The organism is uncultured Nostoc sp., from assembly GCF_937863485.1.
Classification (GTDB): domain Bacteria; phylum Cyanobacteriota; class Cyanobacteriia; order Cyanobacteriales; family Nostocaceae; genus Nostoc.
On the sequence record NZ_CALMFY010000236.1, the window covers coordinates 1 to 22,728 of the forward strand.

General features: G+C 39.6%; 17 protein-coding genes and 1 pseudogene. 15 read left to right on the forward strand and 3 right to left on the reverse strand.

Annotation, left to right across the window (positions count from 1 at the left end):
- Positions 1 to 60 precede the first annotated feature (60 nt).
- From Q0541_RS31910 to Q0541_RS31945, 8 genes and pseudogenes are all read left to right on the forward strand, one after another.
- Positions 61 to 669 carry a restriction endonuclease subunit S gene (locus tag Q0541_RS31910; protein ID WP_298920746.1) on the forward strand — a complete coding sequence of 203 codons (609 nt, stop codon included), beginning with the start codon at positions 61 to 63 and terminating at the stop codon, positions 667 to 669.
- The gene (locus Q0541_RS31915; protein ID WP_298920592.1) at positions 666 to 3,848 is read left to right on the forward strand and encodes an HsdR family type I site-specific deoxyribonuclease; all 3,183 of its coding nucleotides are present in this window, start codon (positions 666 to 668) and stop codon (positions 3,846 to 3,848) included. Before Q0541_RS31910 ends, Q0541_RS31915 begins: the two co-directional genes overlap by 4 nt.
- On the forward strand, positions 3,845 to 4,177 hold the full coding sequence (locus tag Q0541_RS31920) for a M48 family metallopeptidase (RefSeq protein WP_298920594.1): 333 nt from the start codon (positions 3,845 to 3,847) through the stop codon (positions 4,175 to 4,177). Before Q0541_RS31915 ends, Q0541_RS31920 begins: the two co-directional genes overlap by 4 nt.
- Positions 4,178 to 4,497: 320 nt before the next feature.
- Complete coding sequence (locus tag Q0541_RS31925) at positions 4,498 to 5,076, forward strand: Uma2 family endonuclease (protein ID WP_298920596.1); 579 nt, start codon at positions 4,498 to 4,500, stop codon at positions 5,074 to 5,076.
- Positions 5,077 to 5,316: 240 nt separating this feature from the next.
- Positions 5,317 to 6,735: a DUF3370 domain-containing protein gene (locus Q0541_RS31930; protein WP_298920598.1), complete on the forward strand. Its 1,419-nt coding sequence runs from the start codon at positions 5,317 to 5,319 to the stop codon at positions 6,733 to 6,735.
- 31 nt (positions 6,736 to 6,766) lie between these two features.
- Positions 6,767 to 7,150, forward strand: coding sequence for a VOC family protein (locus tag Q0541_RS31935; RefSeq protein WP_298920600.1), 384 nt, complete (start codon positions 6,767 to 6,769; stop codon positions 7,148 to 7,150).
- Positions 7,151 to 7,181: 31 nt separating this feature from the next.
- The gene (gene ylqF / locus Q0541_RS31940) at positions 7,182 to 8,063 is read left to right on the forward strand and encodes a ribosome biogenesis GTPase YlqF (RefSeq protein ID WP_273762691.1); all 882 of its coding nucleotides are present in this window, start codon (positions 7,182 to 7,184) and stop codon (positions 8,061 to 8,063) included.
- A gap of 214 nt (positions 8,064 to 8,277) precedes the next feature.
- A pseudogene (locus Q0541_RS31945) lies at positions 8,278 to 8,385 on the forward strand (caspase family protein); the annotation flags it as partial.
- A 493-nt stretch (positions 8,386 to 8,878) separates the two neighbouring features.
- Here Q0541_RS31945 and dnaA read toward each other — a convergent pair.
- Positions 8,879 to 10,261 (reverse strand): chromosomal replication initiator protein DnaA, encoded by a 1,383-nt coding sequence (gene dnaA, locus Q0541_RS31950; protein ID WP_298920605.1) that lies wholly within the window; start codon positions 10,259 to 10,261, stop codon positions 8,879 to 8,881.
- Positions 10,262 to 10,415: 154 nt separating this feature from the next.
- Between dnaA and Q0541_RS31955 the strand changes: the two genes are divergently transcribed.
- Positions 10,416 to 11,657, forward strand: coding sequence for an HhoA/HhoB/HtrA family serine endopeptidase (locus tag Q0541_RS31955; RefSeq protein WP_298920607.1), 1,242 nt, complete (start codon positions 10,416 to 10,418; stop codon positions 11,655 to 11,657).
- 226 nt (positions 11,658 to 11,883) lie between these two features.
- On the forward strand, positions 11,884 to 12,414 hold the full coding sequence (gene def / locus Q0541_RS31960; RefSeq protein ID WP_298920749.1) for a peptide deformylase: 531 nt from the start codon (positions 11,884 to 11,886) through the stop codon (positions 12,412 to 12,414).
- A 250-nt stretch (positions 12,415 to 12,664) separates the two neighbouring features.
- On the opposite strand, the gene galE is transcribed toward def, so the two are convergent.
- The gene (galE, locus tag Q0541_RS31965; protein ID WP_298920609.1) at positions 12,665 to 13,669 is read right to left on the reverse strand and encodes a UDP-glucose 4-epimerase GalE; all 1,005 of its coding nucleotides are present in this window, start codon (positions 13,667 to 13,669) and stop codon (positions 12,665 to 12,667) included.
- Complete coding sequence (locus Q0541_RS31970) at positions 13,666 to 15,075, reverse strand: sugar transferase (RefSeq protein ID WP_298920612.1); 1,410 nt, start codon at positions 15,073 to 15,075, stop codon at positions 13,666 to 13,668. Before Q0541_RS31970 ends, galE begins: the two co-directional genes overlap by 4 nt.
- Positions 15,076 to 16,210: 1,135 nt before the next feature.
- Here Q0541_RS31970 and Q0541_RS31975 point away from each other — a divergent pair.
- The 5 genes from Q0541_RS31975 (at position 16,211) to Q0541_RS31995 (ending at position 22,643) form a co-directional block, all read left to right on the forward strand.
- Positions 16,211 to 18,430 carry a polysaccharide biosynthesis tyrosine autokinase gene (locus Q0541_RS31975; protein WP_298920614.1) on the forward strand — a complete coding sequence of 740 codons (2,220 nt, stop codon included), beginning with the start codon at positions 16,211 to 16,213 and terminating at the stop codon, positions 18,428 to 18,430.
- A 261-nt stretch (positions 18,431 to 18,691) separates the two neighbouring features.
- On the forward strand, positions 18,692 to 19,855 hold the full coding sequence (locus Q0541_RS31980; RefSeq protein WP_298920616.1) for a glycosyltransferase family 4 protein: 1,164 nt from the start codon (positions 18,692 to 18,694) through the stop codon (positions 19,853 to 19,855).
- A gap of 7 nt (positions 19,856 to 19,862) precedes the next feature.
- On the forward strand, positions 19,863 to 20,621 hold the full coding sequence (locus Q0541_RS31985; protein WP_298920618.1) for an FkbM family methyltransferase: 759 nt from the start codon (positions 19,863 to 19,865) through the stop codon (positions 20,619 to 20,621).
- Positions 20,618 to 21,652 carry a glycosyltransferase gene (locus tag Q0541_RS31990; RefSeq protein ID WP_298920620.1) on the forward strand — a complete coding sequence of 345 codons (1,035 nt, stop codon included), beginning with the start codon at positions 20,618 to 20,620 and terminating at the stop codon, positions 21,650 to 21,652. Before Q0541_RS31985 ends, Q0541_RS31990 begins: the two co-directional genes overlap by 4 nt.
- 31 nt (positions 21,653 to 21,683) lie before the next feature.
- Positions 21,684 to 22,643 (forward strand): glycosyltransferase family 2 protein, encoded by a 960-nt coding sequence (locus tag Q0541_RS31995; protein WP_298920622.1) that lies wholly within the window; start codon positions 21,684 to 21,686, stop codon positions 22,641 to 22,643.
- The last annotated feature ends 85 nt before the right edge of the window (positions 22,644 to 22,728 follow it).

Here is a 22,728-nt window from a genome sequence, read left to right on the forward strand (position 1 = left end):
TTGTTCAGAGTATCAACAACTGTGATTTTTTACAAATGATTTAGGATTGCTATAGGTGAGATTCCTAATAGCTGGGAAGTTAGTAAATTTTCTAGCCTAGTTGATATTGTACATGGACAAGTTAATCCCAAAGAAGAACCTTACTCTTCTATGATTCATATTGGCCCAGAAAATATTGAATCAGACACAGGCAGGCTGTTGCTTAGTAAGACAGCTAAAGAGTTAGGTTTGAGAAGTGGAAAATATTTATTTCATGATAGACATATTTTGTACTCAAAAATTCGACCATATTTAAATAAAGTTACCCTACCAAGCTTTTCAGGCATATGTAGTGCTGATATGTATCCTCTCCAATCAAAAAGTGATGATTTGATACGTGAATTTATTTTCTACTTCCTGCTTAGTGAAAAATTTGTATCGCAAGCAGTATCTTTTCAGACTAGGACAGGAATCCCTAAAATCAATCGTCAACAACTTGGCTCTACTCTTTTGCCAATACCTCCAAAAGACGAACAGCAGCAAATATCAAAGATTTTAAGTGTCTGCGATCGCAAAATTCAAGCCCTAGAAAAAGAAATCGCCCTTACTGACGAACTATTCCACGCCATGCTAGAACAACTGATGACAGGTAAAATTTCTACCCAACCCTTAACTGAGACTTACGTATGAGCGAAGCTTCCGCCGTGCAAAGACCGATGCTGAAATATGCCTATGATATAGGCTGGGAATACCTAACTTCAAAAGAGGCATTACAACGGCGGGAAGGCAAAGAAGACGACAAGCGAAAAGAACGCTACTTTGCCGATGTTCTTCGCAGTCAACTAATTAAACTAAATCCTGGCGTTGTCACCGATAACAACGTTGATGAAATTCTGCGCCGCCTGCGAAACATTGACAGCACCATCGAAGGCAACCGCGAAGCTTTAAACTGGTTGCAAGGCAAACAATCTATTTTTGTCGCCCAAGAAAACCGCGACAGAAACATTACCCTCATCGACTTTAATAACCCGGAAAATAACATCTTCCAAGTCACAGATGAATGGTCGCAAAAAGGCGTAAAATTTCCCAACCGCGCCGATATTATTTTTCTAATTAACGGTATTCCCGTTGCCATTGCTGAAACCAAGGGAGAAAAGAAAACTGATGGTTTAGCACTAGGCATTGACCAAATTCGCCGCTACCACAACCAAACCCCAGAATTGCTAGCCTTTCCCCAAGTTTTTGAAGTCACAGAATTGTGGAATTTCTGGTATGGCTTAACCTGGAATACCAACCGCAAAAACTTGTTTGAATGGAAACTGACCTCTCCCCTAACCCCTCCCCTACAAGGGGAGGGGAACAACAATATTACTCCCCCTTCCCTTGTAGGGAAGGGGGCTGGGGGGTTAGGTTCGATTATCCAAGAAGGCGACTACGAAGAGAAAATCAAAACCTTCTTCGACCATCAACACTTTTTAGAAATTCTCAGATATTACATTGTTTTCCTCGAACGCGATGACGGCTTAACCAAAGTAATTTTACGCCAACACCAAACCCGTGCAGTCAAAAAAATCCTGCAACGCATCCAAGACCCGAATAAAAAACGCGGACTGGTTTGGCATACCCAAGGCAGTGGTAAAACCCTCACCATGATTACAGTTGCCGCCCAACTCCGCAACATTAGCGGCGATAATACTGTAATCATGATTGTTGACCGCAACGAACTAGAAAACCAACTAGACAAAAACCTCAAAGCATACAGCATCAAAAGCTATGAAGTCGCAACCAGTAAAGCTGACTTAGAAAAACTCATCCAAGATGATTATCGCGGCTTAATCGTTGCCATGATTCACAAATTTGACAAGATGAAAGTAGAAAATAAGCGTTCTACGATTACCGTCTTAGTCGATGAGGCACACCGCAGCACAGGCGGTAATTTCGGCATATATTTGATGGCTGCCCTCCCCAACGCCACATTTATCGGTTTCACAGGTACACCCGTCAGTAAAGCAGCTAAAGGACAAAATACCTTCCAAACCTTCGGCGAACCTAGTGACCCGAAATACAGCCTAGATTTGTATTCAACCGCCGACTCGGTACGAGATGGCACAACCCTGAAGCTAAATTATGCCCTGGCGAAATCAGAGTTTCGCGTTCCCCAAGAAATTTTAGAAAAAGAATTTCTCCAACTCCAAGCCGCAGAAGGCATTAACGACATAGAGGAACTTGATGGCATTCTCGATCGCGCTGTTAAATTAAAAGAGTTTCTCAAAAGTGCAGATAGAGTAGATAAAGTAGCAAAATTTGTCGCCGCACACTTCCGTGACTACGTTGAACCAATGGGCTTTAAAGCTTTTATGGTTGGTGTAGATCGGGAAGCTTGTAGACTTTATAAACAAGCTTTAGATAAATATCTCCCTAGCGAATACTCAACCGTCGTTTATTCTAGGACTACAGCCGCAGGACTGCGGGAGTACAACCTGAGTGATGCCGAAGAGAAAGAAGTCCGCAAAGCCTTTATTAAAAAATCCGTCGTTTCTGCCAAAATATCCTTACCAAATGCAGTCATCGACTTTATCGAATCTCGGCCGAAAGATTTTAACTATGACACCAGCAAAACCCTAACTTTTACAGGTTATTGTTCTGCTGAAGATGCCCAAACTTTAGAAATTCTTTGCGGTGGCGATGCTGATGCTGTAACCAAAATTCGCCAACTTTACGAAGACTACCGCAAAGCCTTGCCGAAAATTCTCATCGTCACCGAGAAACTATTGACGGGATTTGATGCACCGATACTTTACTGTATGTATCTCGATAAACCGATGCGCGACCACGTTCTCTTGCAGGGAATCGCCCGTGTGAATCGCCCCTATGAAGACGCAGAAGGTTTAGTTAAGCCCTACGGCTTTGTTCTAGATTTTATCGGTATCTTTGGCGACAAACTAGAACAAGCCTTGGCCTTTGAGTCGGGAGAAATTAACGACATCATCCAAAATGTAGATGTGATCAAAAACCTCCTACAAACGATGATGGAAAATACTGCACCAGAGTATTTACCGCTAGCTAAGGGATGGGACGACAAAGCAAAAGAACGCGCTGCGGCTTATTTTGCAGACAAAGATTTGCGCGAGAAATTCTTTAAATTTGTCCGCCAACTCCAATCAATTTACGAAATCCTCTCTCCTGACCCTGACCTGCGCCCCTTCATGGAAAATTATCAAGCGATCGCCAGGCTTTACGGAACGATCCGCGCTGCTTATAATACCAGTCCCTACATTGATATTGAACTCACCGCCAAAACCAAAGAACTGGTACGCCGCAACGTCACAATCGGCGAGTTGGAAATGCCCGGAACTATCCACGAACTCAATGCCCAACAATTAGAACAACTCCGTAAAAATAGCACCACAGATACAGTAAAAGTTCTAAACTTGAGTAAGGCATTGTTGAAAGCAGTACACGAGCAAAGTCAGCGATCGCCTTTTTTGATTTCCATTGGCGAACGTGCCGAAATTGTCCGCGCCAGCTTTGAAAACCGCCAAATAGAGGCGCAAGAAGCTTTAGCTAAACTAGATGAAATTGCCAATGAATGCATAGAAGCAGAAGTCTTACGACAACGGCTCAAAGTTGATGAAAACACCTTTGCGATTTACACTGTCATCAAGCAAGCAGTTACTCAGCTGGATATCAACCAAGCCGAAATTATCAACGTTATTTATGGCAACTTCCCTGATTACTGGTGGGATGCACGTCAAGAAATTGATTTAAGAACCGAACTTTACGCTACTATTTATCCTATTACAAGCTCAGTTGAGCAAACAATAGAAGTCACCAACAACCTGCTGAAACTCGAACGAGTCGAATCATGATTGCTAGCTGCGACAATCGAAAATGGAAAGACGCGCAAGCACTTAAAGATGCTGTAGGAGAATGGAGCGATCGGATTAAAGTCCAAGTCAAACAAATTCAACTGCGTCCGATGAAGCGCAAGTGGGCATCTATTTCTACCACAGGACGCTTAACTTTAAATACTGAACTGCTAGACTTACCAAAAGAATTGGGCGAATTTGTCATTGTTCACGAACTCGTACATCTTCTCGTTCCTAACCACGGTAAACTATTTAAGTGTTTTATGTTTGCTTATCTGCCTGACTGGGAAGAGTTAGAGATAAAGTTACAGAAAAATTGTCAGCAATGACTACTGATTTACGAGCGGCCTAAATTGTTTATTAATTCTTCTATGGCTCTATTTTTTGTATTTTCGTCAGGCAGAAAATAAAAAACTTTTCCCATTGGGCGCTCGCCTAAATGACAAGCAAATCTCAACTGCACACCAATCTGTTGCAAATGGTTGGAGGAAATTCCTAAAGTAGAGGGAGAGGCTAAATCTTCCCTATTAGCAGCAGATGGGTTTGATACAACTAGGATATTATGGTCGAATGATAAAAGAATACAAGCCCTAAATTTATGGGGATTGTAATGCGTGAATTTTGAATTTTGAATTCGGAGCGACACGACGTGACTGCTTTAACCTTACAATTACCTCCTAATTTACAATTTAGTGATGAGGAATTCGCACAAATTGTAGCCGTGAACAAAGAATTACGACTAGAGTTAACTGCTGAAGGGGAATTAATTATCATGTCACCTACTGGGGGTGAAACGGGAAACCGTAATTTTGATTTATTAGGTCAGATATGGTTTTGGAGCAATCAAAATAATTTGGGAAAAGCTTTCGATTCTTCTACTGGGTTTAAACTGCCAAATGGGGCAACTCGTTCACCTGATGCTTCTTGGGTAAGGATAGAAAGATGGGATGCTCTTACTCCAGAACAGAGAAAAAAGTTTATCCCTTTGTGTCCTGACTTTGCAGTGGAATTAGTTTCTGAAACTGATGATGTGGAAGATACTAAAGCAAAAATGGAGGAATACTTAAGAAATGGCTTACAACTAGGTTGGTTAATTAATCCTAAAGATAAACAAGTAATCATTTATCGCCCAAATCTTGCACCAGAAGTTTTACAATCTCCCACAAGTTTATCGGGTGAAGATGTTCTCCCTGGTTTTGTTTTAAATTTAGAGCAGATTTTTGCATAGCTCGCTGATTATCTTGATTTGATTTCTACAATCACTGAACGTTCTCAAATTCGCCTAAACCATCGGCATTTCCTTTAAACATCAAAAGCCCTGCTGACGTGGGCTACTGGAACTATACTTACAATTTAATCGCGATGCCTGCGGCGGGCTATGCCTACGCACGATCAGAAATCCCCTTCAAGGAACTTGTAGTAATAACTTCCAATCTTTGACACTACAGCTTTCTTGATGCTTAAATTTATGCTGGCCAAATTCCCATTATCTGTATTCACACTTTTATTAGGACTTGCCATAACTCAAACCTTTGAATGCACAACTCAAAAAGATAATTCAGCGATCGCTCAAACTTCACCGAAGCCAGCGCCTCAAGAAATTGTGCAACCAGGAGAAGTTCGAGCCTTACCAGGCAAGTTGGATAACATACCCGTTTTTAACAGCAATAGCCCAGAATGGATTAAAACTGAGGGTATTTTACTTTCTACCTTTCCTCCAAACGGTAAAAAAGTTCCAGCAGCACACCTTAATTTTCCCTTTCAGGGACGCTTTGACTTATTTGCCCACCACTACAGCCACACTCCCAAGGATTTACAAACGCTATATTTGGGCGTAATTGTGCATAACCCTGGTAAAAAACCAGTAACAGTAGATGTATTGCAAGCGGCGAGTTATTTGATGCAGGATGCGCCCTTTGTTACCTTATCCCCCTACATAGAAAATAACGATGGTAAGGCTTATTCCGGGCCAGGCGATCGCGCTGTTGGGGATGTACTCCGAGGTGTTCGACAAGCAGATTTTCCCGCAAAGCTGATAATTCCTCCAGGACAAAGCCGGATGTTGTTAAATCATCCGATTCCTGTACGAAATCTAGAAAAGCCGGTGAATGGTCGCTCTAGCTTTATGCGGCTGCGTAGTAGCGATCAAGTTTATGCAGCAAGTTTAGCAATGTTTGCCAAGAAAAATTCTGATAATACAGAACGCCCACCCACTCTTGCAGAATGGCAAGCTTTACTAAATACCGGGAACTTCGCTGGGCCGCGAGATAAAACCCCTACTCCTCCAAATGCTACCAGTGGCGCACTGATTTATGGGCGTGTAGCTGGGGTGTCTAGTGGTTCCCAGTGGCAAGCAAAGTTGGTAGATAATCCCCAAACCACAATTCTAACTATTCCCCAGCCTGGCAAAGCTATTTCCTATACTTTAGACACATTGCGAAATGGTCGATTGGGCACTGAACAAATCCAAACGGCCAAAATGCTGGTACGTTATCCAGATACGGCATACGAAGCACATGGCAATTATGCGGTGGAATATAAACTCACCTTACCCTTAAGCAACAATACCAACCAAAATCAGACCGTGACTGTGACTTTGGAAACACCTTTGAAGGAAGATAAATTATCCCAAGGTGGTGTGCGTTTTCGCAAACCATCTCTAGATTTTCCTTTCTTCCGTGGTACAGTGCGGCTACGCTACTTTGATGACCAAGGTCAACAAAAGACGCGCTATGTACATCTATGGCACAGAACTGGTCAGGTCTTAGAACCATTGGTGCAGCTTGTACTTCCACCTTCGACTAAGCGGATAGTACAGGTAGATGTGATTTATCCACCAGATTCGACACCACCGCAAGTGCTGAGTGTAAGAACTTTAGAAAAGTGATCTCAAAAAAATCAAATAACTTTAGGTTTATATGGTTTTCCAGTACACTAACGCATTTGTCACCATAGCATCGGTTAATTGTGAGGAGTTAGTGAACTTCTATACTAGATTTCTGCAGCAAAAACCAATTATTTTGATTCCGAATATCTATGCTGAGTTTAATTTGGTTGGTATGCGATTAGGTATTTTTAAACCCAAGAACACAAACGAATCAGAATTTGAAGCGATCACCAAAAGTAAGATAAGTTTGTGTTTAGAGGTGAGTAACTTAGAAGATGCGATCGCTCACCTAACTGCTTTAGGCTATCCTCCACCAGGAAAGATTTCCATTGCTAACCACGGCAGAGAAATTTATGCTTATGACCCTGATGGCAATCGTCTGATTTTACATCAAGCCATAGTGAATGATAATTGATAAGTGATAATAATTTATTTGGTAATTGACTATGGCTATAACTCAAAACTATAGATTAAACCTGATTCAATGGTATCCAGGTCACATTGCTAAAGCTGAAAAGAAGCTCAAAGAACAGCTTAAGCGCGTAGATGTGGTGTTTGAGGTGCGAGACGCCCGGATTCCCTTAGCGACTCACCATCCCCAAATAGGCGAGTGGGTGGAGGGTAAAAAACGGGTGTTGATACTTAACCGAGTAGATATGATTACGCCACAAATGCGATCGCTGTGGATAGATTGGTTTAAACGTCAGGGAGAAGTCCCTTATTTTACCAACGCTCAACATGGTAAAGGTATAGCAGAAGTGGCACGGGCAGCGCAAGCCGCTGGGGTAGAACTCAATCAAAGAAGAAGCGATCGCGGCATGTTACCCCGTCCAGTGCGGGCCGTGGTGATTGGTTTTCCTAATGTTGGTAAATCAGCTTTGATTAACCGTCTGTTAGGAAAGCGAGTAGTGGAAAGTGCAGCCCGTCCTGGGGTGACTCGCCAACTGCGCTGGGTGCGAATTTCCGAACATTTGGAATTGCTAGATGCTCCTGGTGTCATCCCTGTAAGGTTGGAAGACCAAGATGCAGCTTTGAAATTAGCCATTTGTGATGATATCGGTGAAGCATCTTACGATAATCAGCTAGTAGCAGCAGCCCTAGTGGATTTACTAAACTATTTGGAAGCTGTAGCTACAGATTTGTTACCAAAAAAACCATTACAGTCTCGCTACCAACTCGATTCGGTATCAGACACCGGAGATGTTTATTTACACGCCTTGGCGGAGCATCGTTACAAAGGTGATATAGAGCGAGCTGCAAGGCAACTTTTAACAGATTTTCGCAAGGGGTTGTTGGGTGAAATGAGTTTGGAATTACCCCCTAATTAATGAATAGCCTTTTCTAACCATTTTTGAGTAGCTCTTGAGTAGCACTCAAAAATCTGGGTAGAGTATTAGACAACAAATCAATTAAGCTGGGAATTCAAGCACCTGACGGCAGAAAACTTAACCTAGAAGCCAGTAGTTGTCATGATTTAGAATTCGCTAGGCAGCTAGCAGAGGATTTTGTGAACAAGACAAATAAATACACAAGATAGTAAAGATGGCGAAGGTAGCACTGCTAATCGGGGTTAGTGAATATGAGCCGGGGTTGAACTCGCTACCTGGTGCTGTTAAAGATGTTGAAGCGATGCAGCGAGTTTTGGTCAACTATGCCTGTCGATCTTAGATGATTTGTAAGAAAATTCACCCCCCGGCTGTCGCCGTCCCCCCAATGCCTTGGGAAGCCAGTGCGTTGGGCGGTGCCGACTTGAACCATCACAAGGGGGTATCGACAGTACAAAATTCTCATGAATGATTTAGGATTGCTATATATTGTCAAATTGCCAAAAGATATACTTACCTTTAGAGGTTGTTTGAAAAGTCTAATTTATTACTGTTTCTTTTTGATATTAGGCTAGTTGACTATCTGTGGAAAACTTGTGGAAAAACTCAGGTAATTTTCCACAAGGTAATTATACTTAATTAAGTTTTAGCAGCAAAATATCAAGTTTTGCACAGAATCTTCCACAAAAAGTAAGATTTTTTCACAATCTAAGTTAAATTTAATCAATTTTTATACGTTACTTAATATTTTCGACTAATTATTTAGCCGTTAACGCTAATGATCGGAGCACTGGTTGTGGAAAACTTAAAATACATCTTCAGGATGGTTTTTGGGAACGGCTAGTCATATTAATGCGATCGCTCAGTTGGCGTAGTGTTTGTGCTAAAGTGCGATCGCTCTCGTGGAGTTGGGTAATTTTATCGCAACTATAGATTACCGTTGTATGGTCTTTACCACCAAACTCCTCGCCAATTCTCGGCAAACTTAGGGATGTATGTTGACGCATTAGATACATTCCTATTTGACGCGCCCAGCTAATCTCTCTTCGTCGTGAGTTACCTTTGAGGTCGTCTATTGAAACATCAAAATTATGCGCCACAACCTTTAAAATTGCTTCTGGGGTAGCTGCCATTTTTTCATTAGGCGGTTCCAAAACTGGTGTAATATTTTCCACCGTCATCGGTAAGCCCCAAATAGAAATATAAGCCACCGCCCGAATTAAAGCCCCTTCTAATTCTCGAATATTAGAAGTATAGTTAGAAGCAATATATTCAATCACGTCGCGGGGAAGACAAATATTTTCATCCTCGGCTTTTTTCTGCAAAATTGCCATTCTAGTTTCTAAATCCGGCTTTTGGATGTCTGCAATTAACCCCATAGAAAACCGAGAACAAAGACGTTCTTGCAAGCTAGGAATTTGGTTAGGAGGACGATCGGAAGCAATGACAACTTGTTTACCAGCTTCATGTAAAGTATTAAAAGTATAAAAAAATTCTTCTTGAGTGTATTCCTTTCCTTCCAGAAACTGAATATCATCAACTAATAAAACATCAGCGGCTCGGTAATGTTCTCGAAAACTTTGCATACTATCTTTACGAATCGCTGTAATTAAATCATTAGTAAACTGCTCAGTAGAAACATAAAATATTTTACAATCTGGACAAATTTCCCAGCGATAATGACCAATAGCCTGCATCAAATGAGTTTTACCTAAACCTACGCCACCGCATAAAAATAAAGGATTAAACTCCCTACCTGGAGATTCTGCAACTGCCAAAGAAGCAGCGTGAGCCATCCGATTGTTAGCACCAACTACAAATCGCGAAAATACATATTTTGAGTTTAATTCAGTAGTTTTTTGGTTATGATTAGGAACAGCTTCAGAAATACTGCTAGGATTTGGTGATTCCCAAGAAATCTCTCGTTCACTAAAATGAGAAACTTCATCGCCTTGAGCAACGGTAATGTAAATACCCACCGGATGACCCAGAATATCTTGTACTACATGAGCAATGGTATTGATGTAATACTTCTGTAACCAATTACGAGCAAATGGGTTAGGAGTACGGATTACCAAACAATTATTTTCTAATCGCTCCGCACTAGCAGTTTTGATCCAAGTTTCAAAGGTAGGTCGGGATAGTTCAAGCTGTAGGCGCTCTAGTACCTGACTCCACAGACTTTCTATAGGAATTTCCATTATCCACCACCTTTACTACTAATCGTCACAATAGAAGATAAAGCACCAATTTAGCATTGAGACACGCTAGACCTAGAATAAGCTTTTAAGTTGTAATCATTTTGGGACATACCCGGTAGGCACACCACCGATTGATACGGAGAAGCAACGACACATGAAGACAACAAACCATGATTTAGCGCCCAAAAAGATTGATACCAGGGGTTTTCCCCACAGGTTGTGGATGCTCTCATATGGGGTAGTAGTGGTGTTCTTGGGGAGCTGCTCTCTTCTACCAACCAAGACCTTTGAGACTCAACAAAGCCAGACTCAAGACCAAAAAACAATAGAACCTAATCCGGTAATTGTCCCCCCGCCGATTTTCTCGTCGTCTGGAGATCCTAATTTTGTGGTAAAAGTAGTGCAAAATGTAGGGCCTGCGGTAGTTCGCATTGATTCTTCCCGAACAATCACTTCTCGCGTACCAGACGAATTTAACGATCCATTTTTCCGGCGGTTTTTTAAAGACGCAGCGCCACAGCCTAGACAACGGGTAGAGCAGGGTAGTGGCTCTGGATTTATTATTAATTCCTCAGGTCAAATTGTGACCAATTCTCATGTGGTAGATGGTGCTGATAGAGTGACTGTCATACTCAAAGATGGCCGGACTTTTGACGGGAAAGTTTTGGGTGAAGATCCAGTAACAGATGTGGCTACGATCAAAATTGACGCTAATAATCTGCCAACTCTATCTGTGGGTAACTCTGATGCCTTACAACCAGGAGAAGCAGTAATAGCTATCGGTAACCCGTTAGGCTTGAATAATACTGTCACTTCTGGGATTATTAGTGCTACAGGTCGCTCTGGTAGCGATATCGGTGCTAGTGACAAGCGGGTTGATTACATCCAAACGGATGCTGCGATTAATCCTGGTAACTCGGGTGGCCCATTGTTAAATGCTCGTGGCCAGGTAATTGCGATGAACACAGCTATTATTCGAGGCGCTCAAGGCTTAGGATTTGCTATTCCCATCAACACTGTGCAAAAAATTGCCCAAGAATTAATTGCTAAAGGTAAAGTCGATCATCCTTATTTGGGTGTTCAGATGGTAACATTGACACCAGAAAATAAAGAAAGAATAAAAAATGTAGCAGGCGATGGCTTAAATATTACAGCAGATGACGGCGTTTTGCTGGTTGAGATTGTGCCGCGATCGCCTGCATCTGTGGCTGGACTACGAGTTGGCGATGTGATTAAAAGCATTAATAACCAGCCTGTTACTAAAATTGAAGAAGTACAAAAGCTAGTAGAAAAGAGCAAAATCGGTACTAAGTTACCAATAGAAGTGGAACGCAATGGGCAAATTGTTCAAGTAGGAGTCCAACCTGCTCCTTTGCCCGTGAGACGTGAAGGATGATGTTAGAAGTAAGGAGTAAGAAGTACTGAGTGCTGAGTGGGAAAGAATAACTAATGACCAATACAACTCTACCAGAGGCTGCGCCCTAAGCGTAGCTATGCCGCAGGCTTTACGACGCCAGCTCCATTTAGCGAACGCAAGAGCGTCTCGTAGAGAAGCCGAGATGCTCAGTACAAGTGCCCAATGCCCAATGCCCAATGCCCAATTACCAAAAGGAGTTTTTATCATGACTGAATTAGCGCCAATAATTCAATTAGGCAATCCAACATTGCGCCAAAAAGCTGCTTGGGTTGAGAATATTCAAGATGAGCATATCCAAAAATTAATTGAAGACTTAGTCGCCACTGTTGCCAAGGCTAACGGCGTAGGAATTGCTGCGCCTCAAGTAGCACAATCCTATCGTTTATTTATTGTGGCTTCCCGTCCTAATGCCAGATACCCCAACGCCCCGGAAATGCAACCTACTGCGATGATTAATCCCAAAATCATTGCTCATTCAACTGAAGTTGTCAAAGATTGGGAAGGTTGTTTAAGTGTTCCAGGAATTAGAGGGTTAGTTCCTCGGTATAAATCTATTGAAGTGGAATACACTGACTGTCAAGGCAACTTACAAAAGCAAGAATTAACCGATTTTATCGCTCGGATTTTTCAACACGAGTCCGATCATCTCGATGGTATCGTATTTGTAGATCGTCTAGAGAACACTCTCGATATGATCACTGAGCAGGAATATCAACAACGAGTCGTTAACAATTAATAAAAGGAACTAGTACCGCAAGGCGGAAGTCAAAAGTCAAAAGTATTACGGAATAAGCTTTTTAGGGTTTTTAAATCGTTGCTCTATTTACGCGGTGTTGTACTAGTACAGCACTTTAACTCATGATGTATCACTAAGAACATCAAACTAAATGTTCTTAGTGATACATCTGATGCTTCTTTTTTGCTTAATAGCGATCGCTTTTCAGGAAAAACTTTTTGGTTTAGTGACATTGATTCAATACTCCGAATCAGTGTATGGAGGATGTCACCATCAAATCTTTCTGGTGCATTTCCCAAGCTAGGGTACTGTACACAATTTGATCTAAGTCATTATATTTTGGTTGCCAACCCAGTAATTTAGAGATTTTATCAGCATCAGCGATCACACAAGCAGGATCACCAGGGCGACGTTCTGTTTCAATAACCGGAAAATCTACCCCAGAAATAACCTTAACCCGTTCGATAACTTGACGGACACTGTATCCTTGTCCATAACCACAGTTGAGAATTTGGCTTTCGTTACCTTGCTCTAGATAGGTTAAAGCATCTAAATGTGCTGCTGCTAGGTCTTCAACATGAATGTAGTCTCTAATTGCCGTTCCATCTGGTGTAGGAAAATCTGTACCGAAAATTTTTACTCCTAGTCTGCGTTTAAGTGCAGCATCACACGTAACTCGAATTAAATGAGATGCTCCTTTTGACATCTGCCCCAATCGCCCACCAGGTTCTGCTCCAGCAACATTAAAGTATCGTAAAATTACGTAACGTAAATCAGAAGCCTTTGCATAGTCACGAATCAACCATTCACAAGAAAGTTTTGATCGCCCATAGGGGTTAATAGGTTCAGCCGGTGTAGATTCAGTAACAGGACTCGTTTCTGGTTGTCCATAGACAGCTGCTGTACTGGAAAAGATAATTTGGTTCACACCCATGTTGCTGCAACAACGGAGTAAATTCAGAGTGTTGCGAGTATTGTTAGCGTAATAGTCTAGGGGACGAGAAACAGATTCAGGTACATTCAGACTGCCAGCAAAGTGTAAAACTGCCGTAAATTGATGCTGACAAAATACCTGACAGAGACATTCTAAATCTTTTAAATCACCAATAATTAACTCACCATGCAATACTGCTTGGGCTGAACCTGTAGAACAATTGTCATAGACCACAACATCGTAACCTGCTTCGCCCAACTTACAAACCACGTGCGAGCCAATATATCCTGCTCCACCAGTAACTAAGACTTTTTTATTCATCTGCCTTTACCCAGTAATACTACCCGAATGGTTTTGAAGATGATCGCTAAATCTAAAGCTAGGGAATAATTTTTGATGTAGTAGAGGTCGTAAGCTAATTTCTCGTAAGCATCTTCTACTGATGCGCCGTAGGGATACATTACCTGCGCCCAGCCTGTGATTCCGGGTTTGATGACATAACGTAAGTCATAGTAGGGAATTTCTTGTCGCAGCTTGATATCAAATTCTGGCCGTTCTGGACGGGGGCCAATGAGGCTCATTTCTCCCCAAAGAACGTTTAAAATCTGTGGTAGTTCATCGATTCTAGTCAGGCGTAACCAGCGTCCGAATCTAGTAATCCGAGGATCTCGTTCGTTCGCCCACTGCACTCCCCGTTTTTCAGCATCCTGATACATGGAACGAAATTTGTAAACTCTAAAGGGCTTTCCTTCCAAACCAGTCCGCATCTGTGTGTATAACACTGGGCCTGGACTATCTAACTTAATTGCTAGTACTACTAGCAACATCAGTGGAGATAAAAACAGAAATAATAACCATACCAGAATAATGTCTAATAACCGCTTGAGCTTTTGACTAATGCTGTCACCCGCTAAATTAAAACCAGCACCAAAAGCCAGCCAGTTATCCTGAAGCAGAAATGAGGGAAGTTTGTGCCACAAGGTTTCACAAATATCGGGAATCCCGTAGATGGAGACACCAGATAAACGTAACTGCATCAACTGCTGTATCTCTGCACCAGATAATTCCATTGGAGTCGTTACTACTACCCCTGACCAAGGTTGTTGACTCCATTGGGGTAAGTCATTAAGGCTCCCCACAAAAACTCGATTACTTTTTGCTAATTCATTGGTGTTTGGCTCTGCTGTTGCTAGAACAACCAAGCGCCCTAATGAACTGTGTTCTAGAAAAGTTTTGCTAAATAAAATGGCTTTTCTACCTGCACCCAAAATTAGCCAACGGCTGTGTTGAGCTTGTGATCGCACCCACTTGGCTGCCCATATTCTTGATCCCATAGCCCAGATGGTAAATATGCCTAAGCTAGGGAGCAAAATTCCTCGTTTCAAGACCAAATCTTTCCCCCAAACACCAGTAAAGTAAATGAGAGCCGCAATAATGCTACCAACAACAACATTACTAATCAAAATGCGGAATGGAGCGCGTAACCCTGCTATTTGGGTATCTGGATGGTAAGTATCTGCTAAATACAGCCCTGCCAAAACTAGGAAAAAAAATAAATAAATTAAAGGGTCAAAACTATTCAGATTTTGATTAAATCGTAACCATAAAGATAGAGACAAACTCAACAATAAACCCACTATATCCCCTACTAACAGTAATACACAGAGAAGATTATCTGTCTGAGAGAATTTCTTGGTTTTTTTGCCAATAGCAAGAGTAATAGTCATTTGCAGAGATTAGTAAAAATTAGAAAAATTACAGCATAGATATAACAAAAATGGACGCAAGCAATAATTATCCTGAAATTTGAGTATGAGATTTCAATAGTTAAAAATATTTAAAACCCGTCAGCAAACTAAATGATAAGCTATCGAAAACAAAAGCCTGGTTTTACTAAAAAAACCAAGTTTCGTGAACTTAATCAAAAAAGTCATATTGTGTGTTTCACCATATCTTTATTAACCCTTTATTTTTAATCCTTATTTTAGCTATCCAACCATGTAGAAATTACGTAAATATTTGGATTTATATACAAATAGTATTTGATTTTTGAAAAAGCTCCGTACATCTGGAAAAACATAAAATCAGATGAGAATTCAATTCCGCTAAACCTTGCTGTAAAAAGCTTATGACGAAATTTGCTGTTCATTTATCACTATATATTTATTGATTTACTTGGGGCAGTAGTCACTGAGCGAACCTGTCCTGAGCGCAGCCGTAAAGCCTGCGGCATAGCTACGCTTAGGGCGTAGCCTCTCCAAGAGTTGTATTGCCTTGAGCGACTTGTGCCGAGCGTACCCCCCGTAGGAGTACGCTATCGGCGTCGCTAAAATATTCCTTGGGTAAATACATTACCAGTGTTTATAGTAAATTATACATTATAAGTTAAGTAATATAATCAATAAAAAACCGTAAAAATACGTAGGTTTTTTCACAGAAAAACCTTGATAATCTTTAACTAAATCTTTATGGATTATTCAGATCCAGTTGCAATCAATAAGGAGCAATTTTAGAGAACATTAGACTAGTTGATAAGTAGGTAGGCATAATTAAATGTAAATATGTCATTGCGTTTGCGTAACAAATCCAATGACAGTCCATATTATATTTATTTACACCCATCCACTTATATCACCTTTCCTGTTCCACTTCTTTGCTCTATATTCAGTTCTCACTTCGGTGCAATACAGTCGGAACGTCACCCTGAATTTGCTGACACAAACACTTCCCTCTCCTTGCCAAGGAGAGGGTTAGGAGTAAGGTTGAAAAATGTACTTTATGCAAACGAGAACTGCTTTATATCAGTACAAATGAGCCAACTAAATGTTTAACAGTTTCCATATATAGAGTATTAGGTGAATTATGCCTTCTTATCAAAACGAGCAAGACCTGATTAATTTTCAACACTATTGGCTAACTGTAAAAAGACGTTGGTTACTAATAATAACCATTATGGGGTCGGTCTTAGGAGTCACAGTGTTGATTACTTTTAGTCAAAAACCAATTTATGAAGCCGAGGGCAAACTCCTTTTTAATAAGCAAAGTGGTGTCTCTTCCCTTACAGGTGCAAGTGAGCAGGTGGGACAACTGGGACAACTCAGTGGAGTGACAAGTCTCTCTAACCCTTTGGAAACTGAAGCCGAAATCATTCGCTCCTACCCCCTAAGTCAAAAAACTATTGCTAAGTTGCATCTCAAGGATAGTCTGGGACAACCATTAGAAATAGATAATTTTCTACCTAACTTGAAAATCAAGAGTATCCGAGGGACGGATATTTTACAACTTTCTTACCGTAGTGCTAATCGTCAAGAAGCCACAGCTATCGTCAATACATTGATGAGTGCTTATCTGGAAAATAATGTTCGGATTAACCGTTCCGAAGCCACAGCAGCACGAAAATTTTTAAGCAAGCAATTACCTCTAATCGAGGCAAAAGTCACACAGGCGGAAGCAGGACTGCGTCAGTTTAAAGAAAAATACGAGGTTATTTCCCTAGAAGAAGAAGCTATACAAGGAGTCAAAAGGCTGAATGACTTATCCAGCCAGATAACCCAACTACGCGCGCAGTTAGTTGATGCTAAGAGCCGTTCTAGTGCTTTCCAAAATCAATTGGCATTGAACACACGGCACGCTATGGCACTCACTAGCTTAAGTCAATCCAAAGCAGTACAACAAGTGCTATCAGAATATCAGAAGGTTCAAGACCAGTTAGCAGTGCAGAGGTCACAATTTACCGATGAACACCCAGTCATTACTAGTTTGTTAAGTAAAGAACAAGCTCTCAAAAAGCAGTTAGAAGGAAGAGTGACCCAAACTCTGGGTAGTTCACAGCCTATCCCAGAGCAAGATTTACAAATAGGAGAACTCAAGCAGACTCTAACTGCTAATTTGGTGCAAGTGGAAGTAGAACGGTTGGGATTGGAGAATCAAGTTGGTGTGTTGATGAAGGAATTTGTACATTATCAAGCACGTCTCAGAAGCCTACCCAAACTGGAACAACAACAGTTACAGCTAAAACGACAGCTACAAGTAGCACAAATAACCTATGAACAAATATTGAAAAGATTGCAAGAAGTTGAATTAGTAGAGAACCAAAATGTAGGCAACGCCACGATTGTTTCTGAGGCTTTAGTTCCTAAGAAGAAAATTTCTCCTCGTATTAGCTTGAATTTGGCACTAGGGGGATTTTTAGGATTCTTCTTAGCTATTGGAGCAGCTTTATTGCTAGAAGCTGTAGACAAGTCTGTGAAGACAGCAGAAGAAGCCCAAGAGTTATTGGACTATCCCTTGTTGGGTACGATTCCGGTTTTTGATCAAAAAGCTAGACTGGCTCGTGGTGAGAGTCCAACCGAATTAGTGGTACTCAATAACCCTTATTCATCGGTTAATGCAGCCTTTGAAATGCTCCAGACTAACCTGGGTTTTACCCTTTCTGATAAGGAACTGAACGTGATTGTGGTTAGTAGCTCTGTGATGAATGAGGGCAAGTCTTTTGTGGCAGCTAACTTAGCAGTTGCTACTGCCCAGATGGGACGGCGAGTGCTATTGATTGATGCAGATATGCGTCGCCCTCGTCAACACGAAATGTGGCAGCAATCTAACTTAATGGGGTTAAGTAATGTTTTAGTAGGGCAGGCTACGTTAGCAGAAGCTGCCAAGGAAGTGGTGATAAATCTAGAATTGCTCAGTTCTGGCACCATACCGCCCAACCCTGTTGCACTACTAGACTCACAGCGGATGAATGGGTTACTGCAACAAGCTGCCCAAGATTATGACTGCGTGATTATTGACACTCCGCCTTTAAGCCTTTTGGCAGATGCCTCGATTATAGGCAAAATGGCAGATGGAATTTTGCTAGTTACACGTCCTGGTGTAGTTAATTCTGATACGGCTAAGACTACAAAAACACTATTAGAACATTCGCGTGTGACTGTGTTGGGAATGGTGGTGAATTGTATAACTACTGATCATAATGACTACAGCTACTACTACTCCAATACAAATACTGGAGAGAATAATTCAAGGAAGAAGGATAAGATTAAGTCTAACTTAAGTAGAATCACTGGATTAAGACTGCTTTAACTGGTTAATAATTTGGCTAAATCAGTGTTTTTTCTGAGGTGGTTCCAGATTTAGGTTGTGTAAAGTTATAGGCGCAATATGAAGTTAATGTGGATGATTTAGGAATTCAATCATGGATTTTAATATTCATAGAGGATTCTTATTTACTTTTTGAAATATGCCAATGGTGTTCAACAAACACCATATTTTAACTTCTAAACTACTTAATTTTTTATAAAAGTAATTTAGAACCCCTAAAAAATACTGGATAAAGTAAATAAAATGTTAAGAAAACTGGCAATTCTCCTTACTCATCCAGTTCAGTATTTTGCACCTGTATTTCGTGAGTTAGCACAGCAACCAAATTTACAATTAAAAGTATTTTTTGGGTGTAATCATGGGGTAATACCAAGAGAAGATCCTAACTTTGGCGTAGTGTTCCAATGGGATTGTCAGCCAACAGCAGGTTTTGAACACGAGTTTTTATCTCACAATTATTTGGAAGATTTAAAAGGCTTAAGAGGCATCAGATTAGCGGCTAAAGCTTTTACTGCTATTAATCGCTATCAACCTGATGCTGTACTGATTTTTGCTTATTCACCTACTTTTATTACCGCTAGTACTTTGTTGCTATGTCTAGCTGGACACAAGTTAATGCTCAGGGCAGACACAACAGATGAGGCATTATCACGTTCTTATATTAAGGACAAAATACGTCAACTATTCTTGTCTTTTTATTATCGTCAATTTACTCATTTTTTCCCTATTGGAACAGATTCTATAAATCATTATTTGCGGATGGGAGTAGATAAGAGTCGTATGACCTTAGCTCACTACGCCATTGATACAGAGTTTTTTCAAAAACAGGTGGACTTTTGGCTACCACAGAGGGAAACTTTACGAGCCAACGCAGGTATTAGAGAACAAGACCATGTTCTGATTTATTGTGGCAAGATGTTTCCACCAAAAAATCCTTTAATAATTCCTGATGCCTTAGAAAATCTATCACCAGTAGAAAAAGAAAAAATTTGGTTTTTTGCTGTGGGAGATGGGGAATTAAGAGAAGAATTTGAACGAAGAATAAAAGTACAGCTAGGTGAAAGAGCAATTTTTGCTGGTTTTAAAAATCAGTCGGAATTAGGTCAATATTATGCAATAGGAGATACATTAATTCTACCTTCTAAAAGTGGAGAAACTTGGGGATTAGTTGTTAATGAAGCCCTTCACTTTGGCTTGAGAGTTATTGTAAGTAATAAGGTTGGTTGTGCAAAAGAATTGATAACAGATATTAAAATTGGTAGAATTTTTTCATCTAGTAACTTCCTTGAATTGGCAAATATAATTTCGCAAGAAATCTTGCAAAATAACTTAAAATCTAAAGAATTAAAATTATTGTTTAATTCAAGTAACCTAGCTAAAAATGTTTATGTAAATTTAATTGTATAGGTAATATATGATTGCATTTAATTTTAGTAATATTCGCTCAAACAATCCAATTGGGAAACTTATTCGTTTTCCTTTATCTTTATTACCTACAAAATCTATACTTCCTATTCTACAAGGGCCAGCAAAAGGAATGAAGTGGATTGTGGGAAGTGGAGTACATGGAATGTGGCTAGGCTCATATGAAGCAGATAAGCAAAAGCTAATGACTGAGTTATCGCTTGAAGGCACTACTGTTTTAGATATTGGTGCGAATGTAGGTTTTTTTAGTATCTTCTTGAGCCGTTTAGTTGGAGCAACAGGTAAAGTAATATCTTTTGAACCATTACCTAGAAATATTGAATTTATTCATCAGCATATACAGTTGAATAAAATAGATAATATTGAGGTTATTTCAGCAGCAGTAAGTGACAAATTAGGGAAAAATAACTTTGCTAGTTCTCATTTATATGCACAAGGATATTTGACAGATAACGGAGATTTAGAAGTTTCTGTAATTACTTTAGATTCCTTACATAATTTAACTAACTTAGTTAGTTTAGTGAAAATAGATGTTGAGGGTGCTGAAGCAAATGTATTAAAAGGCGGAGAAAAATTTTTTCAAGAACATAGACCAATTATATTATTAGCTACACATGGAAAAAAGCAAACTAATGATTGTCAAGTTATTTTGCATAAATATAACTATTTTATGACATTAATAAATAAAGATTTATATGGATTTGATTGCGATGAATGGTTGGTCAAGCCTAACAAATGCTCATTATGAATTATAAAATAATAATTATTGGCAATACTTCCGAAAGTTCTCAATTAGGTTCTATATTGATCAGAGCATTTCAAGAGTTAAATATTTTGTTTGATACCAGCGATACAAGCTGGAATTCCTATGCTCCATCTATGAAAAATTCCTGGGGCAAAATATTTTTTAAAATATCAGGAAAACGTCCTTTGGAATGGTGGTCGTTTAATAAAAAAATAGTTAACTGTATAAATGAGTTTAGTCCACAAGTCGTTTTAGTAACAGGAATTTTTCCTTTAACAAATGAAGTATTCGATATCTGTTCTCAAATAGGTACAAAGATTGTTAATTACTTAACTGATTATCCGTGGAATCCCAACCATAAGAGTGCATTTTTTCTATCCAATCTTAAAAAGTATGATTTAGTTATAAGTACAAAAACCAAAATATTATCAGAGCTAATTAAACATGAAGTTAAAAAAGTTCATTTTTTGCCATTTGGCTATGATGCATTTCTTTGTCACCAACCGATAAAAGTTTCTCAAGTTGAGCAAGATTTATTTAAAGCAGATATTTCCTTCATAGGTACAGGTGATAGTGAACGTATTCCTTTTTTGGATGCTATAGCTTCATTAAATGGATTTAATTTAAAAATTTATGGCAGAGCTTGGCATAAATTGAATTTAAAAAAATGGCAAAAGCTACCAGCAGTTTTTGAACATGAATTACGGTTAGCCACTTATTGTTCTAAGTTGTCACTTGGTATTGTTAGAAAACGTAATAAAGATGAGTCAACTATGAGAACATTTGAAATAGCTGCCTGTGGTGGATGTGGTATTTATGAGGACACCTCAGAACATCGTAAAATTTTGTCCGGCTATCCCGAATATGGATTCTTTTCTTCACCTGAAGACTTAGCAAATAAATGTAAGTGGCTCTTGGATCATCCAATAGAAAGAGAGCAAATGAGGCAACTAGGCATCCAGTTTCTAGTTAAAGAATCAAACACTTATACTGCTAGATTGAAGACTATTTTACAATGGTGCGCTCAGGATTAAATATGCTCATACTACTTTTAAGTATTGTAATATGATTAGTGCTGTTCTTGTTACATATAATCGTGCAGAAAGACTGAAATTAGCAATACAAGATATTCTAAATCAATCTTTTGCCAATTTTGAACTTATTATTTGTGATGATTGTTCGCCAGATCATACAAAGGAAATTTGTGAGGAATTTGCTGCCAAAGATAATCGGATTCATTATGTTAAACGCGATCGCAATTTAAGAATGCCTCACAATCTTAACGAAGGTATCAGAATAGCAAAATATGAATATGTTGCTATTTTACATGATGCTGATAGGTACGAGCCAGAACTGTTTGCTCTATGGTACGAGGCATTAGACAAATATCCCAATGTAGCATTTGCTTTCTATCAACATACAACTATTAATGACACCGAAAAAATTGTCCGCATATGTAAAGAGTCATTTGAAGGAGTAGTATCAGGTAAATATCTACTACGTCAAATATTTTTTCGTCGTTGGGGATTTGATTCACCCGTATTTGGTATTGCGATAGGCCGAAAATCACTATTTGAAAAATTGGGAATGTTTAACTCAATATATGGCTTTTATGCCGACGTTGATATGTGGATGTCGCTTCTCCATGACTGGGATGCATTTTATGTTGCAAAACCTGTTGTCCGAAGCTATATAGAAACTCGACAGTTTGATGATAATACCTGGAAGATCAGTTCGATGATAAAAGAGATGCATCTCAAGCATCGGGAAATTGAGTTTTTTCAATCTGGTTGGTTACGTCTAACTATCGAACGACTTATCTATTATGTTTACTCCTACATAGTTAACATTTATTATCTTTTGCTAAATTATAAGCATAAAGACTTGAATAATCTAGTTTTAGCTAGAAACTTTCTTAAAAAAGATACCTTTTTTTTACTTCCTTTTTGGTTAATTCTGATTGTTTTATACCCTTTTAGAGGGATACTTAATTTTCCTAGTTATATTCCCAGTAAAAATAATTGAGCGCTCAAGGAGAAGGTAGAGAAATAGTATTGATAATAGCATCAAATGCTGAAATTGCTTGATGTTTGCCAGTATTGACAGCAGT

Coding starts and splice junctions, on each gene's coding strand:
- Q0541_RS31915 (WP_298920592.1), top strand. CDS start 666: ATGAGCGAAGCTTCCGCCGTGCAAAGACCGATGCTGAAATATGCCTAT.
- Q0541_RS31920 (WP_298920594.1), top strand. CDS start 3,845: ATGATTGCTAGCTGCGACAATCGAAAATGGAAAGACGCGCAAGCACTT.
- Q0541_RS31930 (WP_298920598.1), top strand. CDS start 5,317: ATGCTGGCCAAATTCCCATTATCTGTATTCACACTTTTATTAGGACTT.
- Q0541_RS31935 (WP_298920600.1), top strand. CDS start 6,767: ATGGTTTTCCAGTACACTAACGCATTTGTCACCATAGCATCGGTTAAT.
- ylqF (WP_273762691.1), top strand. CDS start 7,182: ATGGCTATAACTCAAAACTATAGATTAAACCTGATTCAATGGTATCCA.
- dnaA (WP_298920605.1), bottom strand. CDS start 10,261: ATGGAAATTCCTATAGAAAGTCTGTGGAGTCAGGTACTAGAGCGCCTA.
- Q0541_RS31955 (WP_298920607.1), top strand. CDS start 10,416: ATGAAGACAACAAACCATGATTTAGCGCCCAAAAAGATTGATACCAGG.
- def (WP_298920749.1), top strand. CDS start 11,884: ATGACTGAATTAGCGCCAATAATTCAATTAGGCAATCCAACATTGCGC.
- galE (WP_298920609.1), bottom strand. CDS start 13,669: ATGAATAAAAAAGTCTTAGTTACTGGTGGAGCAGGATATATTGGCTCG.
- Q0541_RS31970 (WP_298920612.1), bottom strand. CDS start 15,075: ATGACTATTACTCTTGCTATTGGCAAAAAAACCAAGAAATTCTCTCAG.
- Q0541_RS31975 (WP_298920614.1), top strand. CDS start 16,211: ATGCCTTCTTATCAAAACGAGCAAGACCTGATTAATTTTCAACACTAT.
- Q0541_RS31980 (WP_298920616.1), top strand. CDS start 18,692: ATGTTAAGAAAACTGGCAATTCTCCTTACTCATCCAGTTCAGTATTTT.
- Q0541_RS31985 (WP_298920618.1), top strand. CDS start 19,863: ATGATTGCATTTAATTTTAGTAATATTCGCTCAAACAATCCAATTGGG.
- Q0541_RS31990 (WP_298920620.1), top strand. CDS start 20,618: ATGAATTATAAAATAATAATTATTGGCAATACTTCCGAAAGTTCTCAA.
- Q0541_RS31995 (WP_298920622.1), top strand. CDS start 21,684: ATGATTAGTGCTGTTCTTGTTACATATAATCGTGCAGAAAGACTGAAA.